This is a genomic window from Streptomyces deserti (genome assembly GCF_054782695.1).
This window is the reverse complement of sequence record NZ_BAAGRZ010000027.1, coordinates 11,612-31,931: the sequence shown is the minus strand read 5'-3', so window position 1 is coordinate 31,931 and position 20,320 is coordinate 11,612. Positions and strand designations below refer to the sequence as shown.

At 70.7% G+C, this 20,320-nt stretch carries 18 protein-coding genes and 2 pseudogenes; 10 read left to right on the top strand and 10 right to left on the bottom strand.

The window, feature by feature from the left end; translation table 11 throughout:
• Positions 1 to 118: 118 nt before the first annotated feature.
• The 7 genes from ACYVMZ_RS31160 to ACYVMZ_RS31130 all read left to right on the top strand — a co-directional run bounded on the left by ACYVMZ_RS31160 (position 119) and on the right by ACYVMZ_RS31130 (position 6,313).
• Entirely contained in the window at positions 119 to 1,222 is a 1,104-nt protein-coding gene (locus ACYVMZ_RS31160) for an ABC transporter substrate-binding protein (RefSeq protein ID WP_461085588.1), read from the top strand.
• Positions 1,215 to 2,354 (top strand): ABC transporter ATP-binding protein, encoded by a 1,140-nt coding sequence (locus tag ACYVMZ_RS31155; protein ID WP_461085586.1) that lies wholly within the window; start codon positions 1,215 to 1,217, stop codon positions 2,352 to 2,354. The genes ACYVMZ_RS31160 and ACYVMZ_RS31155 overlap by 8 nt, the downstream gene beginning before the upstream one ends.
• Positions 2,355 to 2,357: 3 nt before the next feature.
• On the top strand, positions 2,358 to 3,257 hold the full coding sequence (locus tag ACYVMZ_RS31150) for an ABC transporter permease (protein WP_461085584.1): 900 nt from the start codon (positions 2,358 to 2,360) through the stop codon (positions 3,255 to 3,257).
• Positions 3,254 to 4,120 carry an ABC transporter permease gene (locus ACYVMZ_RS31145; RefSeq protein WP_461085582.1) on the top strand — a complete coding sequence of 289 codons (867 nt, stop codon included), beginning with the start codon at positions 3,254 to 3,256 and terminating at the stop codon, positions 4,118 to 4,120. The genes ACYVMZ_RS31150 and ACYVMZ_RS31145 overlap by 4 nt, the downstream gene beginning before the upstream one ends.
• Entirely contained in the window at positions 4,117 to 4,254 is a 138-nt protein-coding gene (locus ACYVMZ_RS31140; RefSeq protein ID WP_461085580.1) for a hypothetical protein, read from the top strand. The genes ACYVMZ_RS31145 and ACYVMZ_RS31140 overlap by 4 nt, the downstream gene beginning before the upstream one ends.
• Before the next feature lie 175 nt (positions 4,255 to 4,429).
• Positions 4,430 to 5,710 (top strand): NAD(P)/FAD-dependent oxidoreductase, encoded by a 1,281-nt coding sequence (locus tag ACYVMZ_RS31135; protein ID WP_461085578.1) that lies wholly within the window; start codon positions 4,430 to 4,432, stop codon positions 5,708 to 5,710.
• 249 nt (positions 5,711 to 5,959) lie between these two features.
• Positions 5,960 to 6,313 carry a cupin domain-containing protein gene (locus tag ACYVMZ_RS31130; protein ID WP_461085576.1) on the top strand — a complete coding sequence of 118 codons (354 nt, stop codon included), beginning with the start codon at positions 5,960 to 5,962 and terminating at the stop codon, positions 6,311 to 6,313.
• Between the two features lie 904 nt (positions 6,314 to 7,217).
• Here the strand turns inward: ACYVMZ_RS31130 and ACYVMZ_RS31125 are convergent.
• The 7 genes from ACYVMZ_RS31125 to ACYVMZ_RS31095 all read right to left on the bottom strand — a co-directional run bounded on the left by ACYVMZ_RS31125 (position 7,218) and on the right by ACYVMZ_RS31095 (position 15,049).
• The gene (locus ACYVMZ_RS31125) at positions 7,218 to 9,077 is read right to left on the bottom strand and encodes an aldehyde dehydrogenase family protein (protein ID WP_461085574.1); all 1,860 of its coding nucleotides are present in this window, start codon (positions 9,075 to 9,077) and stop codon (positions 7,218 to 7,220) included.
• Positions 9,031 to 9,837, bottom strand: coding sequence for a 2-oxo-tetronate isomerase (gene otnI / locus ACYVMZ_RS31120; protein ID WP_461085572.1), 807 nt, complete (start codon positions 9,835 to 9,837; stop codon positions 9,031 to 9,033). The genes ACYVMZ_RS31125 and otnI overlap by 47 nt, the downstream gene beginning before the upstream one ends.
• 48 nt (positions 9,838 to 9,885) lie before the next feature.
• Positions 9,886 to 10,635, bottom strand: coding sequence for an aspartate/glutamate racemase family protein (locus ACYVMZ_RS31115; RefSeq protein WP_461085570.1), 750 nt, complete (start codon positions 10,633 to 10,635; stop codon positions 9,886 to 9,888).
• A gap of 173 nt (positions 10,636 to 10,808) precedes the next feature.
• Entirely contained in the window at positions 10,809 to 11,657 is an 849-nt protein-coding gene (locus tag ACYVMZ_RS31110) for a class II fructose-bisphosphate aldolase (protein WP_461085568.1), read from the bottom strand.
• Complete coding sequence (locus tag ACYVMZ_RS31105; RefSeq protein ID WP_461085566.1) at positions 11,657 to 13,105, bottom strand: four-carbon acid sugar kinase family protein; 1,449 nt, start codon at positions 13,103 to 13,105, stop codon at positions 11,657 to 11,659. Before ACYVMZ_RS31105 ends, ACYVMZ_RS31110 begins: the two co-directional genes overlap by 1 nt.
• 38 nt (positions 13,106 to 13,143) lie before the next feature.
• Positions 13,144 to 14,391 carry an aspartate ammonia-lyase gene (locus ACYVMZ_RS31100; protein ID WP_461085564.1) on the bottom strand — a complete coding sequence of 416 codons (1,248 nt, stop codon included), beginning with the start codon at positions 14,389 to 14,391 and terminating at the stop codon, positions 13,144 to 13,146.
• Between the two features lie 379 nt (positions 14,392 to 14,770).
• Entirely contained in the window at positions 14,771 to 15,049 is a 279-nt protein-coding gene (locus ACYVMZ_RS31095; RefSeq protein ID WP_461085730.1) for a DUF6228 family protein, read from the bottom strand.
• A 101-nt stretch (positions 15,050 to 15,150) separates the two neighbouring features.
• Between ACYVMZ_RS31095 and ACYVMZ_RS31090 the strand changes: the two are divergent.
• A pseudogene (locus tag ACYVMZ_RS31090) lies at positions 15,151 to 15,556 on the top strand (DUF3093 domain-containing protein).
• On the opposite strand, the gene ACYVMZ_RS31085 reads toward ACYVMZ_RS31090, so the two are convergent.
• On the bottom strand, positions 15,493 to 15,684 hold the full coding sequence (locus ACYVMZ_RS31085) for a hypothetical protein (RefSeq protein WP_461085742.1): 192 nt from the start codon (positions 15,682 to 15,684) through the stop codon (positions 15,493 to 15,495). The pseudogene ACYVMZ_RS31090 and the gene ACYVMZ_RS31085 overlap by 64 nt on opposite strands.
• A gap of 183 nt (positions 15,685 to 15,867) precedes the next feature.
• Between ACYVMZ_RS31085 and ACYVMZ_RS31080 the strand changes: the two are divergent.
• Positions 15,868 to 16,129 (top strand): annotated as a pseudogene (locus tag ACYVMZ_RS31080) (FAD-binding protein); the annotation flags it as partial.
• Between the two features lie 225 nt (positions 16,130 to 16,354).
• Positions 16,355 to 17,998 (top strand): PucR family transcriptional regulator, encoded by a 1,644-nt coding sequence (locus ACYVMZ_RS31075; protein WP_461085728.1) that lies wholly within the window; start codon positions 16,355 to 16,357, stop codon positions 17,996 to 17,998.
• Here ACYVMZ_RS31075 and ACYVMZ_RS31070 read toward each other — a convergent pair.
• The gene (locus ACYVMZ_RS31070; RefSeq protein ID WP_461085562.1) at positions 17,995 to 19,137 is read right to left on the bottom strand and encodes a glycosyltransferase family 4 protein; all 1,143 of its coding nucleotides are present in this window, start codon (positions 19,135 to 19,137) and stop codon (positions 17,995 to 17,997) included. The two genes, ACYVMZ_RS31075 and ACYVMZ_RS31070, sit on opposite strands and share 4 nt — an antisense overlap.
• 331 nt (positions 19,138 to 19,468) lie before the next feature.
• Positions 19,469 to 20,242 carry a hypothetical protein gene (locus tag ACYVMZ_RS31065; protein ID WP_461085560.1) on the bottom strand — a complete coding sequence of 258 codons (774 nt, stop codon included), beginning with the start codon at positions 20,240 to 20,242 and terminating at the stop codon, positions 19,469 to 19,471.
• Positions 20,243 to 20,320 lie beyond the last annotated feature (78 nt).

The window sequence follows — 20,320 nt, the reverse complement described above, 5'->3', positions numbered from 1 at the left end:
GGCCAGGGCGTCGATTCCGACGAGGCAGATCACCACCCCCTAAACCCAGCTCCAGCTGCCGCTTTCCACGTCCCCAGCCGCTCCCCTTCTCGCGGCCGGCACCACCAGGAGGCACACAATGAAAGACGCCCGAATAGACCGCAGACTGTTCCTGCGAGGAATAGGCGGAGTCACGGCGGGCGTAACCGCCGCGACCGCCCTCAGCGCCTGCGGTACCGGTACCAGCCGGTCCGCCGCGAGCAGCGGCGGCAAGGGCAAGACGGTGGTCGTCCGCGACAGCGGCGGTTCCTGGGGCGCGGCCCTGCAGAAGGCGATCTACACGCCGTTCACCCAGGAGACCGGCATCCAGGTCAAGGTGCTCAACCTGGACAACGCCCCGCTGCTGGCCCAGATCAAGCAGGGCCGCCCGCAGTGCGACCTCATCAACGACTCAATGATGTCGTTCGCCAAGTACGCGGCCGAGGACGCCCTGGAGGCGCTGGACCGGGACCGGCTCAAGAGCGTGAAGAGCGCGAAGATCCCCGAGGCTCAGATCACCGACCATGCCATCGGCCACAGCTTCTACGGTCAGTGTATTGCGTACCGCACGGATGCCTTCGGCGGCCGTAAGCCGGAGTCGTGGGCGGACTTCTGGGACACCAAGGCGTTCAAGGGCGGGCGTGCGATGTGCAGCCCGGACGGTGACCTGCCGGAGCTGGAGTTCGCGCTGCTGGCCGACGGTGTGCCGATGGACAAGCTGTATCCGCTGGATGTGGACCGCGCGTTCAAGGTGCTGACCCGGCTGCGGGGCGACATCAAGAAGTTCTGGGACAGCGGCCCGGTGCCCGGCGTGCTGCTGAGCCGCCAGGAGGTGACGATGTCCACCGTCTGGGACGGCCGGATCGCCGATCTGCAAAAGCAGGGCGTCCCGGTGGAGCGCCAGCTCAACGGCATCCGCCGCCAGTTCTCGGGCTATGCCATCGCCAAGGGCGCGGCCAACGCGGACAACGCCTACCGGCTGATGGACTTCTCGCTGAGTGCCGAGAGCCAGGCCAACCTGGCCAAGGCCTTCCCGTCGAACCCGTCCTCGCCGCTGGCTTACGCCAAGCTCACCGAGGCCGAGCGCAACGCGCTCGCGGGTGCGCCGAAGTACTACGACAAGGGTTTCGACGCGGACATCGACTGGTGGCTGAAGAACGAAGCGGCCGTCACCAAGCGCTGGTTGGAGTGGGCTCGTGGCTGATTTCGGTGTTGCCGCACCGTCGGTGAAGGTGGCCGGCGCCAAGCCGGCCACCGCGACCGGCAAGGCGCTGTCGGTGGTGGCTCTGCGCAAGACCTACGGTGACGTGGTCGCCGTGGACGAGGCGTCGATGGAGATCGCGGCGGGTGAGTTCGTCACCTTCCTCGGCTCGTCGGGGTCGGGCAAGACCACGACGCTGATGATGATCGCCGGTTTCTGTGAGCCGGACTCCGGCACCATCACCGTCGGCGGCCGTGACGTGACGCGGCTCGCGCCGCAGAAGCGGGGGCTGGGTTTCGTCTTCCAGCAGTACCTGCTCTTCCCGCACATGACCGTGCAGGAGAACGTCGCTTTCCCGCTCACGCTGCGTGGGGTGGGCAAGGACGAGATCCGCCGGCGGGTGGGGGAGACGCTGGAGATCGCGGGCCTGTCGCGGTTCGCCGGGCGCAAGCCGCGTGAGCTGTCGGGTGGTCAGCAGCAGCGTGTGGCGTTGTGCCGGGCGCTGGTCTACCGGCCTCCGGTCATCCTCATGGACGAGCCGCTGGGCGCGCTGGACAAGAAGCTGCGCGACCAGCTCCAGGTGGAGATCAAGACCATCCAGCAGGAGCTGGGCCTGACCGTCATCTATGTGACGCACGATCAGGAAGAGGCGCTGGTCATGTCGGATCGCATCGCGGTGATGCGCAACGGCCTGATCGAGCAGTTCGACACCCCCCGCGAGCTGTTCGAACGGCCCAAGACCCCCTTCGTGGCGGACTTCCTCGGCGCGGCCAACTTCCTGCCCGGCCGCATCGAGCAGCAAGACGGCGAGCACACCCTGGTCCGTCTCGATGGCAGTGGCGGCCTGATCAAAGCGCGCCGCCACGACCTGGCCACCGGTACGCAGGTGAAGGTGGCTGTGCAGCCGGGCCGGTTGCGGGCCTGCGCCAGTGACGACGGGTTCTGTACCGGCACGGTCGAGACCGCCACCTACGTCGGCACCCTGGTCCGCGCCGGGGTGCGCATCGACGGCAAGGACGCGCCCCTGCTGCGCCTGGAGGTCCCGGCCGGACGCGGCCCCGTCGCAGGTGAGCGGGTCGGGATCACCGCCGACCCCGACGACGTCAACCTCTTCGCCACCGAACAGGACGGGTGAGCCATGGCCGCCCTCACCGCCACCGCCCCAGCGCCCGCCCGTCCGCGCAAGCTCCTCGCCTCGCGCAAGACCCGCGTCGGGATCCTCTACGCCCTGCCCGTCGTCGTCTACCTGCTGGTGCTGTTCGTCTACCCGATCTTCAGCACCCTGCTGCTCAGCCTGAAGGACGCCAACGGCGCCTTCACGCTGCACTGGTACGCCGACGCGCTGACGGGTGTCAACCTGTCCGTGCTGATCACCACGCTGCGGATCTCCGCCGAGACGGCGCTGCTCAGCCTGGTCTTCGGGTTTCTCCTCGCCCAGGCGATCTGTCGGCTCAAGCCCATCCTGGCGGGCCTTGCGATGCTGGTCGTGGTCGTGCCGCACTTCATCAGTGCCCTGGTGCGTACCTACGGCTGGATCATCATGCTCGGCGACAAGGGCCTGGTGAACGAGACCCTGACCGCCCTGTCCGTCCCCGGAGCGCCGTTCCAGCTGCTCTACAACGAGCTAGGCGTGGTCATCGGCACCACCTCCATGATGCTCCCGTACACCGTGCTGCTGCTGTACGGGGTGATGCGCGGCGTGGACCGGCGCCTGCTGGCGGCCGCGGCCAGCATGGGCGCCGGCCGGGTGACCATCTTCCGCCGGGTCTACCTGCCGCTGGTCGCCCCCGGCCTGGCCAGTGCCGGACTGCTCAGCTTCATCCTCTCGCTGGGCTACTACATCACCCCCGCCCTGATGGGCGGACCCAACCAGACGATGATCGCCACCCTCATCAACCAGCAGGTCACCAAGGAGAACCAGTGGAACGGGGCCGCCGCCCAGGGCGTCATCCTGCTGCTGCTCACCCTCGCCGGACTGCTGCTGGTCAAGGCCGTCAGCTCCCTCGGCGCCAGCCGTAAGAAGAGGAGTGCGTCATGATGGAACTGCGCAGCAGCCTGGCCGGGCGGATCGCCCTGACGGCCATCTCCACCGTGATCCTGCTGTTCCTGGCGCTGCCGATCGTCGTCATCCTCGTCACCTCCTTCAGCAACAACGCCGTCGCGTCGTTCCCCCCCGAGGCGTGGACGCTGAACTGGTACAAGGCACTGTTCGCCGACGGCAGCAAATGGCCCGCCGCGCTCTCCCTGAGCGCCCTGATCGCCGCTATGAGCACCGTGTTCTCACTGATCATCGCTGTGACCGCGGCGACCGCTCTGGTCCGCAGTGAACTGCCGCTGCGCTCGGCAGTGTTCGCCCTGGTCCTCGGACCGTTGGTCATCCCGCAGATCGTCACCGCGCTGGGCCTGTTCCTGCTCTTCGAGCCGGCCGCGATGCTGGGCAGTCCGATCGCGATCGCGCTGGGGCACACGGTGCTGGCCGCGCCGATCGCGGTGCTGATCCTGATCGCGACCCTGCGCGGCATCGACGAACGCCTCGAAGACGCCGCCGCCAGCATGGGCGCCGGCCGCCTCACGATCGCCCGGCGCATCACCTTCCCCCTGGCCGCGCCGGGCATGATCGCGGCAGCGATCTTCTCCTTCATCACCAGCTTCGACGAGTTCTACATCTCCCAGTTCCTCTCCTCCGTCGACACCGTCACCCTGCCCGTGCAGGTCTACAACTCCCTCACCTTCGAGATCGACCCCAGCGTGACCGCGGTCAGCGCGCTGCTCACCGCCTTCGCCATCCTCGCCCTGGGCCTGGTGGCCCTGGTGCGCTGGATCGACTCCGGAAAGCAGGGCTCCCTGCTCTCGGTCGAGAACACGGCAGGCGTCGCCAATCCCGCCGGCGAGGCCGCATGACCGCCAACGGCTCGTTCGGCCTCGAGGGCGAGAACCTCCTCGTCGTCCAGCGAGGGGAGGGATCGTACGTCGACGACGCCGACGGCAGGCGCTGCATCGGCGGCCCGTGGGGGCTGTGGCCGGCACCGGCCTGATCGTCGACCTGATATCGCGCCGACCGCAGGCGGGGCCGGCCTCCTCGCCCGCGTCTGCAACCGTTTCCTGCCGCTGATCCCACTGCGCCCCCGCTGATCAGCGACCGCAGCCCCGTCGGCCGTGCTCCTGGTGGTGCCCGGCCGCGCCGTGAAAACTCCCCGCTAAGGACCCGAAATGAAGACGATTCCCTACTGGATAGAAACCGCAGGGGCGTTTCCCGACCGGTCCGGCAAGCCGCTGACCGAGGACACCGACCTGGTGGTCGTCGGCGCCGGCCTGACGGGTCTGTCCACCGCCCTGCACGCCGCCCGCAAGGGTGCCCGTGTCACCCTCGTCGAGAAGGGCCAGATCGGCTCCGGCGCCTCCGCCCGCAACGGCGGCATGGCCAACCTGGGCTTCACCATCGGTGTGGGCCAGGCCATCCGCCGGTACGGCCTCGAACGGGCCCGCGAGATCTACAACTCCTACGGCGAGGCCGTGGACACCGTCGAGCGGCTCGTGAACGAGGAATCCATCGACTGCCAGTTCCGTCGCGTCGGACGCCTGGGCGTCGCGTCCCGCCCCTCGCACTTCGAGAGCAAGAAGGCCCAGCAGCGCGACCTGGCGAAGTACTTCGGACACGAGACGACTCTGATCGGCAAGGCCGAGCTGCGTTCCGAGATCGGATCCGATGCCTACCACGGCGGGCTGCTCGACCCGTTCAGCGCCGCCCTGCACGTCGGCCGCTTCGTGCGCGGTATGGCCGAGGCGTGCGAGCGCACCGGTGTCGAGATCCACGAGCGCAACGCGGCCACCGGCGTGCGGCGTACCGCTGCCGGCCGGTACGAGGTCAGCACCGAGCGCGGTGTGATCCGTGCCGGGCAGGTCATGATGGCCACCGACGCCTACACCGACAAGAACTTCCCCTGGCTGCGCCGCCAGCAGGTCTGCGTGGGCAGCTTCATCATCGTGACCGAGCCGCTCGGTGAGGAGCTCGCCCGGGACATCATCCCCAAGGCCCGCCTCATCGTCGACTCCAACAAGGTCTGCCACTACTTCCGGCTCACCCCTGACAACCGGCTGCTGTTCGGCGGCCGTGCCCGCTTCGCCCCGTCCGATCCCACCTCGGACAAGAAGAGCGGACAGGTTCTGTTCCGTGAGATGTGCGAGATCTTCCCACAGCTCTCCCGCACCAAGATCGAGTACGTGTGGGGCGGCTCCGTCGGCTTCGCCATGGACCGCATCGTGCACGCCGGGCAGACCGAGGACGGCGTCTACTATTCCATGGGATACGCGGGCCACGGCGTCCAGATGGCAACCCACATGGGGCACGTCATGGCCGAGGTGATGGACGGCCACCCCGAGGTCAGCCCCGTCCGCGACATCGCCCCGCCCCGCATCCCCCTCTACAACGGCACTGCCTGGTTCCTGCCCTTCGCGGGCGCCTACTACAAGACGCTGGACCGCATCCGCTGACCGGTCGACAGCCGGCCTGGGCAGCATCGGAAGCATGGCTCTGTGGCAAGCCGTGCATGGCCCGACCGCTCAGGAGAAGGGCCCGTTGCCCGCCGAGAGGCTCGCCGACCTGCTGCGCGCCGTGACCGTGGAGCGCAGCTGTCAGGCCTCAATCGCAGATGCACGATGAGCCTGGTCGAACCCGACCCGGTGACGCTTGGTATGTCCGTTCTCAATTTGCCTCGTTCCCGAAAGCAATAGAGGAAAAGCATGTCGCTCCTGAAGACCATCGACACCAACCCCTCCTTCGCTCCCAGCGAGTCCGGCCCGCTGCCGGAACGCCTGATCTCCGGCGACCCGACTTACAGGACATGGGCCCAGGACGCCGCCCGCGAAGGAACGATCAACACGGGTGTCTGGGAAGCCACTCCCGGCGAGACGCGCTCGATCAAGGGCGAGACCTTCGAGTTCTGTCACATCCTTTCCGGAGTCGTCGAACTCACGCCGGAAGGTGGTGAGCCGGTGATCTACAAGGCTGGCGACAGCTTTGTCATGAAGCCGGGCTACGTCGGTGTCTGGAAGACCATCGAAACCGTGCGCAAGATCTACGTGACCGTGTCGTAACGCCGATCCCGCAGGGCACGATCGGCGTCGGGGCCTTTCGCAAGGGCAATCTGCCCGGTAGACACATGTCTCGATGCCCTGAATGAGGACCGCGCTGTGGCAGAAATGCGGCTCAGCGACGGGGTATGTACGGATGGGACCGTCGGCTGTCGCCCGGTCCCATCCGTACTGCTCGGCGTCACCGCATGGAAAGCAGGTGGGCGCACGGAGAGGCCCAGATCGAAGGGGCCCTCCGTGGCCCGCGGCCCGCAGGGGGGTGGCGAAGCGCACGGCCGGTTCTCCAGTGCCTCGCGCAGGCGGGGGTGTTGGGTGTCCTGGTTGCCCGCGTTCGCTCCGCTTCCGGCGCGCGGGGATGTCGTGCGCCGGCTCAAGCCCTCGCGTCGCCACGAACGTCGCCTGAACCCGGCTCCTTCTCCAGCACGACGACGAGCAACTCCAGTACCACTGGCGGGCGGTGTTCGGCCGCCTCCTAGGTGTTCGTCGCACCGAGCACGACTGCGCAGGCCAGCTGGAGCAGCGCCGAGCCCCGGTCCCGCCAGTCCGGCCCGGTGCCCCTCGGCAACGCCCCATTCAGCGCAGTGGCCAGGCCGATGCGGGCGCAACCTTCCGCAGCAGCCCACGCCCGCGTGGCCGATCAGGTTCTTGCCGTCGGCCCGCACGGCAAGCCGATGATCCCAGCCGCTGCTCTTCACCCGTTGGGTGCCTCTTCCTCGCGGTCTTCTTGATCTAGACAGTCCAGATCATCGCAGGTGGGAGGCACCCTTCTGCTGTCAGGGCGTCAGGCGATCGTTCCAGCCGAATCATGCGGCTGATGCTACAGACAGTCAGGTGCGCCCCACCACAGATCTGACAAACCCTCCGGTCGCGCCACTGCCCGGAGAGTCGTGCTCGGCGCGCAAGGCGGTCAGTGCACCACGTCGGTGATGTGGTTGATGCAGACGACCTTGGGCTGGGTCATCTCCTCGAAGGCGAAGCGCACGCCTTCGCGGCCCATGCTGCCGTACTTGAACCCGCCGAACGGCATGGCGTCGAAGCGGTAGTCGGACGAGTCGTTGATCATGACTCCGCCCGCTTCCAGCTGCCGGGCCGCGCTCAGGGCGCGGTCCAGGCGCGAGGTGAAGATGCCCGCGTGGAGGCTGTAGTCGATGGCGTTGGCCTGCTCGATGGCGTCCTCGAAGGACGTGAACGGCTGCAGCACGACGACCGGGGCGAACACCTCCTCCTGCCAGATCGAGCAGGTGGCCGGGACACCTTCCAGGACGGCCGGCGTGTACAGGGCGCCGTTGACGTCGTTGCCGCACAGCAGCACCGCGCCTTCGGCCACCGCCGTGTCGACCTTGGCCCGGGTGGCGGCCGCGGCCTCCCGGGTGATCATGGGGCCGACGTCGGTGGTGTCGTTCAGGGGGTCGCCGACGCGCAACAGCTTGGTGCGGGCGACGAAGGCGTCGCGGAAGCGCTCGTAGACGTCGTGGGCGATCAGGATCCGCTGGGTGCCGATGCAGTTCTGGCCCGCGGCCCAGAACGCGCCGGAGACGCACGAGGCCACGGCCTCGTCCAGGTCGGCGTCGTCCATGACGATGACCGGGGCGTTGCCGCCCAGGTCCATGGCGAGCTTTTTCAGGCCGGCCGTGCGGGAGATGGCCTCGCCGGTGGCGAATCCGCCGGTGAAGGACACCATGCGCACGTCGGGGGCGGCGACGATCGCGGCGGCGATGCCGGCGTCGCCGTTGACGACGGTGACGATCTCCTCGGGCAGGCCGGCCTCGATGAGCGTGTCGACCAGGCGCAGCGCGGACAGTGGCGTCAGCGCGGACGGTTTGAGGATGACCGCGTTGCCGCCGGCGATGGCGGGGCCGAGTTTGTGGGCGACCAGGTTGAGGGGGTCGTTGAACGGGGTGATGGCGGCGATGATGCCCAGCGGTTCACGGGTGAACCAGCCCTGCCGCTTCTCGGAGCCCTCATGGGAGTCGAAGGGGATGACCTCGCCGGCGTTGCGCCGTGCCTCGGCCGCGGACAGGGACAGGGTGTTGACCGCGCGGGCGACTTCCTTGCGGGCCTGGGTGATGGTCTTGCCGGCCTCGCTGACGATCAGCTGGGCGAAGGACTCGGCGCGCTGCTCGATCAGTCGGGCGGCGCGTTCCAGCACGGAGGCCCTGGAGGCGCGGGACAGCGCGGCCGCGGTGCGGCGCCCGCATCTGGCCTGCTGCAGGATGCCGCCGATGGCGCCTGCTTCGACGGTGGGCACCGAGGCGATGACCTCGCCGGTGTAGGGGTTGTGCACGGGCGCCGTGTCGGCGCCCCATTCGATGCTGGGGGGTACGACGGTGTCAGACACGGGAGTCTCCTGGAGAACGGGGCGCGTGGGCGCGGCGTAGCGCTGGTGGATGGCGATGAGCTCGCTGTCCTGCGCGGTGATGACGGTGTCGATGGCGGCGACGAGATGGCGGAGTTCGTCGTCGGTGGTGATGAAGGGCGGGCTGATCCGTACGGTGTTGCCGCGCAGTTCGAGGACGTCGATGTTGCGCAGGGCCAGGGCGCTGGCGGTGGGGTCTCCGGCGTAGGTGGCGCCGTGCTGGAAGATCGGCGTCTGCTCGCAGTCGCGGTAGAACGGCTGCCAGATGCGCGGCGAGACCAGGGCGCCGCCCAGCGGGGCGTAGCCGGAGGTGACGCCCTTGGCGAAGGTGACCAGGTCAGGGTCGAGGCCGTACCGCTCATCCTCATGCGCTGTCTGCTTGGTGGCTGCGGTAGTCGTTGAGCCAGCCAAGACCTTCGCTCGTGCCGGCGTGGGGGCGGTACTCGCAGCCGGCCCACCCGTCGAAGCCCAGTTCGTCGACCACGTCGAGCAGGTGGCGGACGTTGAACTCACCCTGGTCGGGCTCATCCCGGTCGGGCACGCCCGCTATCTGCAGATGACCGACCCGGCCGGTCGGCAGGTCGCGGCGCAGTGTCGTGGTGAGGTCGCCCTCGACGATCTGGCAGTGGTAGAGGTCGAGCTGCACCTTGAGATTGGCGGCTCCCACCTCCTGCACCACGGCGTGGGCCTCGGCCTGGGTGCTCAGGAAGTATCCGGGCATGTCGCGGCCGTTGATCGGCTCGATCAGGATGTCGACGCCCGCCGCGGCGGCCCGTTCCGCGGCCCACGCCAGGTTGGTCAGATAGGTGTCGCGGTGCTTGGCCACCGGTGTCGCGTCCGGTCGGACCAGCCCGGCCATCAGGTGCACCCGCGGGCAGCCCAGCACCCCCGCGTACTCCAGCGCCCGGTCCACCCCGGAACGCACCTCCGCCTCACGTCCGGGCAGTGCCGCCATCCCGCGCTCTCCGGACTCCCACGCTCCTGCAGGTGCGTTGAAGAGCACCTGCACCAGGCCGTGGTCGTCGAGCCGGCGGCGCAGCTCGGCGGCGTCGTACGCATAGGGGAAGAGGTACTCGACCCCCTGGAAGCCATCAGCCGAGGCCGCGGCGAAGCGGTCGAGGAAATCGTGCTCGTTGTACATCATGGACAGGTTCGCTGCGAATCTCGGCATGCTGGCTCCTGTGTTCCGGCCGGGGGACGGCCACGGTCAGTGGTTCAATCACCTTGCTCCGCAGCCTCCCTGCCATCCCGTGGTCTCAAAGGCCCTCTCCGTGGTATGGCCAGGTTCCGCCGTCTGCTCGTTCAGCACCCGCACCGCGTTCTCCGCTCCGCTGCGCGGGCTGGAGAGCACGGGCTTGCCGACCGCTTCGGCGATCGCGGGAGCCAGCGGTGCCATGGATGCCTGCGCCAGCACGATCACGTCGACCTCCTTGGCCAGCGCCCGTGCCCCGTCCAGCACCATCGCGTCGTGGCGGTCGCGGTCACCGGACATCAGCACCGAGAAGGCACCCTCGCACAGCTGCTCCTGGACGGTGATGTCGCGACCGGCAGCCCGGGCCTTCTCCTCGACGAGGGCACGGGTCGGCGGCAGCGTCGTGGGGACCGTCGCCAGGACGCCGATGGCGCCCGCGGTCTCGACCGCTGACGCGGTCATCGCGTCGTCGATCTTGACGATCGGGGCGCAGACCAGGCGTCGGGCCACGTCGATGGCCGGACCGACCGAGGAGCAGGCGGAGAAGATGACGTCGGCCCCTGCGGACTCCGCGGCCTGGGCCAGGTGCACCATGCGCCGCGTGCTGGCAGGTGAGACCTCACCGTCGCGCACCACGGCTGCGAGCACATCGCTGTCGACGAAGTGCAGGACCTTGGCGTCTGGCGCGAGTTCCGCGAGGTATTCGTTGATGACCGAATCGGGGTTGACGAACAGCAGGCTGGTGTGCAGCACGGCGATCGAGGCAGTGGTGGACATGGTGGCTCCAAGAGGGTGAGGTACCGGCCCGCGTGCCCAGGAGGGCACGAGTGCGCGGGACGGAACGGTGCGAACCGCGCGCAGCGCGCACGGCCGGGGCGCACGACGGTCTTGTGTCTGGCGGTGTGGTGCGGCTAGGGCAGCGGGGCTGGATCAGGTCACGCGTGCGTCCCCTAAGCGCGGGGGCTGAGGCGGCCGATGACCTCCAGGGCGGCGTCCCGGACCGCGTCGCGGCCCGCCGCCCACAGGGAGACGACGTCGGAGCCGGGCAACGCGGACGGGAGGGTCACGCGGGTGGCCTCCAGATAGGCGCGGCGCAGTTCGGCGTTGACGTTGACCTTGGCGACGCCTCGGGCGAGGGCGCCGTGCAGCTCCTCGACGGGCAGACCGCTGGCGCCGTGCAGGACGAGCGGGACGGTTACGGCCTCGTGGATCGCGGCCAGCCGCTCCAGGTCCAGGCGGACCGGGTGCTTGGTGAAGCCGTGGACGTTGCCGACGGCGACGGCGAGTGCGTCCACGCCCGTCGCGGCCACGAATTCGGCCGCCTGCTGCGGGTCGGTCATCGCCGCGGCCGGCGCGACGGCGTCGGTGGAGACGTCCTCGTCGCCGGGGAGGGCACCGAGTTCGGCCTCCACCCAGGCACTGTGGTCGCGGGCCCGGCGGATCGCCTCCTTCGTCAAGGCGATGTTCTCGGCGAACGGCAGGTGGGAGCCGTCGACCATGACGGAGGTGTAGCCCGCCTCCAGGCAGGCCGTGATCTCGTCCAGGTCCCGGCTGTGGTCGAGGTGCACTCCGAGAGAGGCCGTGGAGCGCGCCGCGGCGTCCAGTGCCAGCCGCATCAGGGCCTCGCGGCCGGCGTGCTTGAAGGGACTGGAGCCCGCCTGGATGAAGACCGGCCGTCCGGCGGCCTCGGCGGCGGCCGTGACGCCCTGGACCGTCTCCAGGTTGTAGGCGACGAACCCGGGCAGGGCGTGACCGGCGGCCGCGGCCTGCTTCAGGGCATCGGTTCCGTGCAGCAGCATCAGGCACTCCTGAGCAGGTCGAGGGCGTCGGCGAGGGCATCGGGGCCCCCGACGTTGCCGGCGAAGACGATGTAGGGGATGCCTGCGGCGGGGCCGTCCACGGGCTCCCACAGCGAGACGATGCCCGGCAGCAGCGTGCCCCGGGCCCAGGCACGGCGGATCTCAAGGCCGTGGGTGGCGGTGTCGCTGGAGGTGATGCCGCCCTTGGCGACGACGAAAGCGGGCCGCCGGGAGGCGTTGACCTGGCGCACGGTCTGAACGAGCGCGGCGGAGACCCGGCGGGAGATCGCCAGACTGTCGTCCGCGTCGGCACCCGTCACCAGCACGCGAGAGGTGCGGATCACGGCGTCGGCCGAGTCCAGCGCGTCGGCGGCCGCGGCCGCGACCTCGGCGATGTGGGCGTCACGCCGCTCCTCGTCGAGCAGCAGGGCCACGTCCAGCTCGTACTCGGCGATCCCGCCACGCTCCCGCAGCCGGTCCAACTGCCGTGTCGTCAGCGCGACATGAGACCCCACGACGATGAGACCGTGCGGTGCGTCGCCGCGCAGCGGGCGCAGTTCGGCCGGGGTGAGCGGTGCCCGCCCGGCCTGTCCGGCGCGGGCCCTGACGAAGGACGGCCCGACCCGGTACAGCAGCCGCGTGCCGTTCTCCTCCGCCTCCGCGAGGGCCAGGGCGAGCACTCGCAGATCGTCGTCGCACACCGCGTCGACCACGGCCACCCGTCCGCCGCGCAGCGAGGACAGCAGCCGCGCCGTGTGCGCCGGGCCACCGCCGCGCAGGTCGTCGAGGGTGATGCGCAGGACCTGGTCCGCGGGGATGCGTCCGCCCGTCTTCTCCTCGACCCACTCGGGCAGCGACGAGCTGCGGTAGCCGAAGGTGGCGTCACGGGCGAACTCGCTTTCGCCGACCGGGAGCAGTTCGTCGGCGGTCCGCATCCAGTGGTTCGAGCCGATGGTCAGCCGACCCGCCTCGATGTAGGCGGGGACCAGTACCACACCGTCCGGGGCACCTGCGCCCAGCTCGGTCAGCTCCTCGGCGAGGACATCGGTCTCCAGCGGGAAGTGGCCGCGCAGCGTCGAGTCGCCACGGCTGGCCAGGACGTAACCGGTGCCCTCGCCCGCGGCGGCCGCGTGCAGGGCGCGGACCACCTCGCGGTTGCGCGCGGCGGCGTCCTCAGCAGACAGGCTGCGGCTGTTGGTGAGGACGAAGAAGACGCCACTGTCCTGGCGCAGCGCCCAGCGCAGGTCCTCAACCGTCCAGGACGTCAGGACGGGCACGTCGGCGACCGTCTGGGTGCCGGTGGGATCGTCGTCGAGGACGACGAGACGGGGGCCGCCGGATATCCGGGTGGCCACTTCCGCGGCGCTCACCTCGCGGACCGGGGGCAGCCCTGTGAGCACCGCTGCCTCGGGGGCGGGCCGCGCCTGGGCATGGAGGGGTAGGGGCATGGCGATTCCTGCTCCATTAGGGGTAGTTGCGGGGAACGTCAGTCGGGGTCGCGCTTGATCACGTCACACCAGGGCCTGACCGGGTCCCGCGACGGCCTCGGGACGGAGCAGCTCGGCGAGGGTGCCGGCGGGCAACAGGCCCTTGTCCAGGACGAGGTGATGCTCTTTGAGAGGGAGTGCCAGATGATCGGTTCGAAGGCGTTGAGCTGGAGCTGTCCGGCCTCGGCGGCCATGGTGATGGTGACGTCGTTGCCGATCACCTCGAAGGCGACCTGGTTGACGACCTCCGGGATCACCGGGTTGACCTTGCCCGGCATGATCGAGGAACCGGCCTGTACGGGCGCCAGGTTGATCTCGCCGAGCCCGGCGCGCGGGCCGGACGACAGCAGCCGCAGGTCGTTGCAGCTCTTGGAGAGCTTGACCGCGATCCGCTTGAGCACACCGGACATCTGCACGAACGCCCCGCAGTCCTGGGTGGCTTCCACCAGGTTGGCGGCGGTGACCAGCGGCAGTCCGGTGATGGCGGCGAGGTGGCGGCGGGCGGCCTCGGCGTAGCCGGCAGGGGCGTTGAGGCCGGTGCCGATCGCGGTGGCACCGAGGTTGATCTCGTGCATCAGCTCCACTGCCTCGGAGAGCCGGCTGCGATCCTCCTCGATCATGACCGCGTACGCCGAGAACTCCTGACCTAGCGTCATCGGGACCGCGTCCTGGAGCTGGGTGCGGCCCATCTTGAGGATGTTCCGGAATTCGACCGCCTTGGCGGCGAAGGCGTCCTGGAGTACGAGCATGGACCTGAGCAGGCCGTGCACCGCGAACACCGTCGCGATCTTGACCGCGGTCGGATAGACGTCGTTCGTCGACTGGCCGAGGTTGAGGTCCTCGTTGGGGTGCAGGTGCTCGTACTGGCCCCTGGCGTGCCCCAGCAGCTCCAGCGTCCGGTTCGCCACGACCTCGTTGGCGTTCATGTTGGTGGAGGTGCCGGCGCCGCCCTGGACGACGTCGACGACGAACTGGTCGTGCAGCTTGCCGTCGCGGATCTCACGGCAGGCCTCGACGATCGCGGCGGCCTTCCTCGGCTCCAGCAGGCCGAGTTCCTCGTTCGCCAGGGCGGCGGCCTCCTTCACGGCGGCCAGAGCGTCGATCAGATGCGGGCAGGCGGCAATCGGCGTGCCTGTGATGGCGAAGTTCTCCCTGGCGCGCAGGGTGTGGATGCCCCAGTACGCCTCAGCGGGGACGTCGCGATAACCGAGCAGGTCGTGCTCGCTGCGGTGCGCTACGGCGGTCATGGCAGGCCGGGCCTTCTCTCGGAGCGTGTTCAGGCGTGCGGGTGTGTGGGGTGCGGCAAGAGGGCGAGCGAGCACGACCCGCCAGGGCGGTGCGACTTGCCACGACCACGCCGCGGAAAGTCTGGGCAGTGTCACCGCCGTCGGTATCGGCTCAGAACGCCTTGTCCTTTGCCTCGTCGCAGGCGCCGCCGGGCGGCAGGAATCAGGCGGTGCCGTCCCAGGAGGGGACGGGTGCCTTCGGCAATCGCCCGGCGGGCGGCAGGACCTCGGACCGGATGCCGTCACCGGGGGCGAGGGCGAGGCGGTGGTTCTGGTTCGTCATACGGCCGATTGCAGCAGCGGGCCGGGCAGCGCGTCCAAGACCCAATCCCGATGTACCTTATAAGGCTGCCCTATAAGGCGGCCTTAGGCGGCATCTCACGTGGTGAGGCGCCCCCTTTCGGCTACTTCGCGACGCCCCGCAATGAGTGTGGATCTCGGCGGCGAGGTTGCGGATGTCCTCGCCTGCTGCGTGCACCGTGGTGGTCGGGAAGTGCCATTCCTCGGAGGGCGCTCGGTCGTGAATGCCCCAAGTCAGTTGGACGTGGCCACCGTGGCGGTGCTCCGCTGAGAGAGTCGGGTCGCAGCAGAGGGAGTGCCAGGTACGTACTCCTTCCAGCCCCGGAAGTCTTCGGCAAGCGAGGTGAGGAAGTGCCGAGGCCGTCGCCGTCCCAGGTCTGCACCGAGGTCTCGACGTTTCCCCATGGCCCGCAGGCCCTGATGAGGAAGTCGAGCGTTGCTGTCTTCTTCGGCCTCTCCCTTGCCGCTGTCTTCATGCCCTACGGCGTGATCGCCGCCCTGATCGACCTGCCGCGGGCACCGGCCTGGCCGGGTTCGTGGTCAGCGCGCTGGGTTCGATGCGGATCCGTGTGGTGGCTGGCTTGCTGTTCGTCGGAGACGCACGTATCCCATTGACCGCACTGGGCGAACCGGAGTCACTCGACGGCGAGGAAGCTCGGGCGTGGCGTACGTATAAGGAAGTTCTGCCGGCGTTCATGGTGATGCGCGGCTTCATCACCACCCGGTCCGCGTCGAGGTCGTCGCCCCCGGGGACCCCACTCCCTACATCCACCTCTCCACCCGCACGCCGGATCGGCTTGCGGAAGCGATCCGCAGCTCTGTTTGACAGGGGAGGATGGGCGACCGTGGGTCGTCGAGCGCCAGCTGCTCCTGGCGCTGCCGGTCCTCGTACGCGATGCGGGCCTCGCGCAGGCTGCCGTACGCCGTGCGGTCGAGCTTGCGTGCGTCCGGCACGAGGATCGGTGCGCGGGCCTCTGAACATGCACTGACATGCGACGGAACAGCCCCCAGGAAATGGACACGATCATGGAATAGAACCGCGGCCAGCCTGTTGGTACCGCATCTGAACCTGGAGCGCACGGCCCCAGCGGTGGCCAAAAGCGAAGGAAACCTACAACAGGCCCGGCCCTCGCCGCGTTGCGCGAGGGTCCGACCGGCGAGGTGTTCTCCCGGGGGACCCGGGCTACGACGAGGCGCGGAGCGTCTTCGACGGCATGATCGACCGGCGGCCCGCCGTGATCGCCCGGTGCGCGCACGAGGAGGACGTCGTCCGGGCCGTGCGCTTCGGCGCCGCGAGCTGGACCCGCCCGTCGCGGTCCGGGGCGGCGGCCACAGCGTGCTGGGCATGACGCTGGGGGACGGGGCACTGGTCGTCGACTTGCGCCTGCGCCGGATGCACCCCGCCCCGACCCGTACCGCCAGGTACCTCAAGCCGGGACTTCTCCGGCCTCGCCGTCCGTGTTCCGGCCGGTCGGACACAGGACGCCGACCAGCGCTCCCGCGTCCGGCCGCCGACCAGCCACGCCCAGCCGCCGACCAGCGCTCCCGCGTCCGGCCGGCGTCACCGGGCTCCGGAACCGCGCGGAGATGTGCCGGACGCATGCCCCCGGGTAGCGTCCGGCACATGGACAGCGGTAGGGACAGCGGATTCGGTACCCATGGGGCCGGGATCACCGTGCAGCGCGCGCTGGAGCTGCCCGGGCTGCGCGGCGGGCTGCCCGAGGTGCTGGCGGGCGCCGACCGGCTGGGGCGCACCGTGCGCTGGGTGCACGCGGGTGAGGTGCCCCACATCGCCTCGCTGCTCAAGGGCGGCGAGCTGCTGCTGACCACCGGCTACGGCCTCGGCAGCCGCCCGGCCGAGCAGCGGGCGTTCGTGCGCACCCTGGCCGAGCGCGGCATCGCGGCCCTGGTGGTGGAGCTCGGCCCGCGCTTCACGCGTCTGCCCGCCGCCCTGGTCGACACGGCCCGCGCGGCCGGTCTGCCGCTCGTGCAACTGCATCGCGAGGTGCCGTTCGTGACGGTCACGGAGGAGATCCACACCGAGATCGTCAACGGCCACTACGCGCTGCTGCAGCGCGCCGAGGAGGTGCACCGCCGCTGCACCCAGGCGCTGCTGGGAGGCGGCGGAGTACCGCAAGTCCTCGGCATTCTGGCGGACTTCAGCGGCAACCCGGTCTTCCTGGAGACCGCGGACGGCCAGCTGCTGTACGCCGCCGGGGCCGGTCCCGAGGGCGCGGACCCGCTCCAGGTGTGGGAGGGACTGCGCGGCCCGCACAAGGACGCCCCGCCACCGGCCGGTTCGGTCCTCGTGGACGTGCCGGGCGGCGGCCCGGGCTCCGGCGGTGTTCGCGCGCGGCTCGTCCTGCTGCCGGTACGGGCTCCGCTGGCGCCGGTGCACCGCATGGCGGCCGAGCGGGCGGCGGGCATCCTGGCCGTGGTGCTGATGCAGGCGCGCCAGGAGGAGGAACTGGCGGCGCGCGGACGCGGCGACTTCCTCACCGACCTCGCCGAGGGCCGGATCAGCGCGGAGGACGCGCCCGCACAGGCGCGGGTGCTGGGGTTCAAGCCGGGCGACAGCCCGCTGCTGCCGGTGGTGATGCGACTCGGGGATGCCCTCGCGCCGGGCGGTGGCTGGGCGGTGCTGGCCCGCGCGGTCGGGGAGGAACTGGCCTCGGTGGGTGTGCCGGTCCTGCTGGGCGTACGGCCGGTCGAGGGCCGTGTGCCGCTGCTGCTGGGGCTGCGCTCGGAGTCGGAGCGGTCGGCGTTGGCGGACCGGGTCGCGGCGGCGCTGCGGGCCGGTGTGGAACGGGCCGGGATGCTCAGGCCGGGGACACAGCCGCCGGTCGTGGTCGTCGGGGTGGCCGGCGGCTGGGCGGCGGCCTCGGCGGGGCTGCGGCACGCGGCGGAGACGGCGACGGCCGCGCAGGGCCTGCCGGACCGCCCCTGGTACGACGCGCGGCGCCTGGACACCGACCTGCTCCTGTGGCGCCTGCGCGACCACCCGGACCTGGCGGCCTTCGTGGACCGCGCCATCGGCCCGCTCCGCGACCACGACCGCCGCTCCAGACCGCCGCTGCTGCCCACCCTGGAGACCTACCTGGCCCACGCCGGGCGCAAGGCGGAGACGGCCCGCGAACTGCACCTCAACCGGCAGACCCTCTACAACCGCCTCGCCCGCATCGGCGAGTTGCTGGGCACGGACCTCGACGACCCCCAGACGGTCCTGGCGTTGAGCCTGGCCCTGCGGGCACGCCGCCACGTGGGCTAGATCAACGGCTGCGGCTGGGTCAACTCGTCGTAGATGCTCAACACTTGGGCGACGGTCTCGTCCTCGGTCGGCCAGTCGGCCGCCTGCCGGGCGCCCTTCTCCTTCAGCAGCTCCCGGCGCCCGGGATCGCCGAGCAGGCGTACGACGGCGTCGGCGAGCGCCTTGGCATCGCCGTACGGGACGAGTTCGGCGGCGTCGCCGACGAGTTCGGGGATGCCGCCCACGCGGGTGGCGACGAGCGGCACGCGCGCGTGGAGGGCTTCCTGGGCGAGGACGGAGCGCGCCTCCCACCGGCTGGGCAGCAGCGCGAGGTCGGCGGCCATGAGCAGGTCGGTGACGTCGTCACGTCGGCCGATGAGCCGGACCGGCAGCCCCTCCTCCTCGATCCGCCGCTGGAGTTCGCCGCGCAGCGAGCCCTCCCCCGCGATCACCACCAGCGGCACGGGATCGAGGCGACGCCACGCGTGCGTGGCGTCCAGCAGGACGTCGTACCCCCGGTGCCGCTCCAGGGAGCCGACGGCCATCAGCAACGGGCGCCCGATGGCACCGAGTTCGGCCCGGACCTTGGGCCGCAGCCGGTCGGGATCGTCCGGCTCGACGGGCCGTCGAGGCCCCGGAAGCGCGACGGCGGCGAGCCGCGCGTCCCGCGCACCGGTGCGGCGCGCCCGGTCCACCAGCGCGGAGGTCGTCCCCAGCACCACGGTGGCCGCCTTCGCCACGCGCCGCTCCAGCAGCCGCAGCAGCTGGGCGCGCGGCCCGTCGGCGTGCGCCCGGTCGTGCCAGGTGACGACGAGCGGGGTACGGACGCGCCGACCGCTCAGCGCGAGCACGGTACGGAAGGAGGCGTGCAGCCCGTGCGCGTGCACCAGGTCGGCGTTGGCGCAGGCCGCGCGCAGGGCCGCCACCGAGACCGGGTCGCTGCTGCGCGGCACGTGCACGTGGCCGGCGCCGACGCCGGTGAAGTCGTAGGCGTGGTCCGCCTCCACGGGGGCGCACACCGTGACCTTCACGCCCCGCGCGACGAGCCCCGCGGCCAGGGAGCGCACGTGCGCACTGCTGGCGGCGTTGCCTCCGCCCAGCACCTGCACGGTGCGCAGCGGCGACTGGCCGTGCGGTGACGGGCTGCTCACGGGGGTCACGTGGCCGGGGCTCCTGGTTCGGGTCGAGCGGTCACGAAGAAGATTCGGGGCGGTCACGAAGAAAGTACAGAAGGATCGGGCGGAGGGTGTGCACCGCGCGGTTTCCTACGCGTACTCCGCCAAGGATGCCAGGACGTACGGGGGTTCCGGGAACGGCGACCACCGCGACCGCACGGCTGCCGCGGCAACGAGACGGGCAGCGTCACCCACACGAGTGACCCAGCCGATCCACTGCCGAGGCCGGCTCCCTCACCTTGCCGCCGCGCGGCAACCCGGCCGTGCCCGCCCGGCCCACCTTGCGCCCACCCTCAGCCCGACCCGTGCCCACCTCTCACCCCGTCACCACACGCAGCCCAACCCGCGCCAGCCCACTCACCTCACCACCGCACACCGCCGCACCCACCAGCGCGGCCGCATGCGCAACGAGCCCGGCGCGACCGGCGCCGGTGACGACGGCTGCTCCCAGCGCCGCCCCCAGCGCATGCGCCCCCGTGTCGCCGATCATCGCCCGCTCGCCGAGGTCGTCGGGCAGTACGGCCGCCGCGGCCCCCATCGCGGCGGCGGACACCTCCCCCGCGGGCCCGCCGCGCACCAGCCCCGGCGCCCCGAGCGCGAGAACCGCCGCGGCGGCGCGCCCGGGCCGTACGTCCACGAGGTTGACGAAGTGTGCGGCCCCGGCGATCACCACGCCTGCCAGCACCTTGTCGACCGGCCGCTCCTTGAGCAGCGCCCCGGCGACGAGCCCGGCCGCCGAGATCCCGAACAGCTTCACCGCACCACTGGTGACCTCACCGTCCCGCAGCGCGGCGAGATGCGCCCGGAACCCCCGCCGGGGATCCCCGGCACCGGCGACATCGTCGTACGCCCCGCAGACCCCGGCGGCCAGCACGGCGAACCCGGCGGCAGGCCGCACCCGGCCGGCCCCGACCGCAGCCGCCAGCGCCGCAGCGGGCCCCGCGTACAACTCGACGGTCCGCCCGGCGTAGTTCTTCCGCTCCCACCGGTCGCGGCCACCGGGCGCCGCGCGGCGGAGGGCGGCCGTCGCACCCCGGGTGAGGGCGGCGGCGCGTGCGAACGAGCTGGTCGTGCGTGCACGGTCGATCATCCGGCCAGCCTAGGACCCCGGCCGACAGCAGTCCGCCCACCGCCCACAACAGCTCGCCCCGGATCCGCGCGGGCTGAC

Excerpts from the sequence above, each read along its gene's own strand:
- ACYVMZ_RS31100 (WP_461085564.1), bottom strand. The coding sequence starts at position 14,391 with ATGACCGCCGTAGCGCACCGCAGCGAGCACGACCTGCTCGGTTATCGC.
- ACYVMZ_RS31160 (WP_461085588.1), top strand. The coding sequence starts at position 119 with ATGAAAGACGCCCGAATAGACCGCAGACTGTTCCTGCGAGGAATAGGC.
- ACYVMZ_RS31065 (WP_461085560.1), bottom strand. The coding sequence starts at position 20,242 with ATGATCGACCGTGCACGCACGACCAGCTCGTTCGCACGCGCCGCCGCC.
- ACYVMZ_RS31145 (WP_461085582.1), top strand. The coding sequence starts at position 3,254 with ATGATGGAACTGCGCAGCAGCCTGGCCGGGCGGATCGCCCTGACGGCC.
- ACYVMZ_RS31150 (WP_461085584.1), top strand. The coding sequence starts at position 2,358 with ATGGCCGCCCTCACCGCCACCGCCCCAGCGCCCGCCCGTCCGCGCAAG.
- ACYVMZ_RS31110 (WP_461085568.1), bottom strand. The coding sequence starts at position 11,657 with ATGCTGCTGCACGGAACCGATGCCCTGAAGCAGGCCGCGGCCGCCGGT.
- ACYVMZ_RS31140 (WP_461085580.1), top strand. The coding sequence starts at position 4,117 with ATGACCGCCAACGGCTCGTTCGGCCTCGAGGGCGAGAACCTCCTCGTC.
- ACYVMZ_RS31105 (WP_461085566.1), bottom strand. The coding sequence starts at position 13,105 with ATGCCCCTACCCCTCCATGCCCAGGCGCGGCCCGCCCCCGAGGCAGCG.
- ACYVMZ_RS31135 (WP_461085578.1), top strand. The coding sequence starts at position 4,430 with ATGAAGACGATTCCCTACTGGATAGAAACCGCAGGGGCGTTTCCCGAC.
- ACYVMZ_RS31130 (WP_461085576.1), top strand. The coding sequence starts at position 5,960 with ATGTCGCTCCTGAAGACCATCGACACCAACCCCTCCTTCGCTCCCAGC.
- ACYVMZ_RS31115 (WP_461085570.1), bottom strand. The coding sequence starts at position 10,635 with ATGTCCACCACTGCCTCGATCGCCGTGCTGCACACCAGCCTGCTGTTC.
- ACYVMZ_RS31075 (WP_461085728.1), top strand. The coding sequence starts at position 16,355 with ATGGACAGCGGTAGGGACAGCGGATTCGGTACCCATGGGGCCGGGATC.
- otnI (WP_461085572.1), bottom strand. The coding sequence starts at position 9,837 with ATGCCGAGATTCGCAGCGAACCTGTCCATGATGTACAACGAGCACGAT.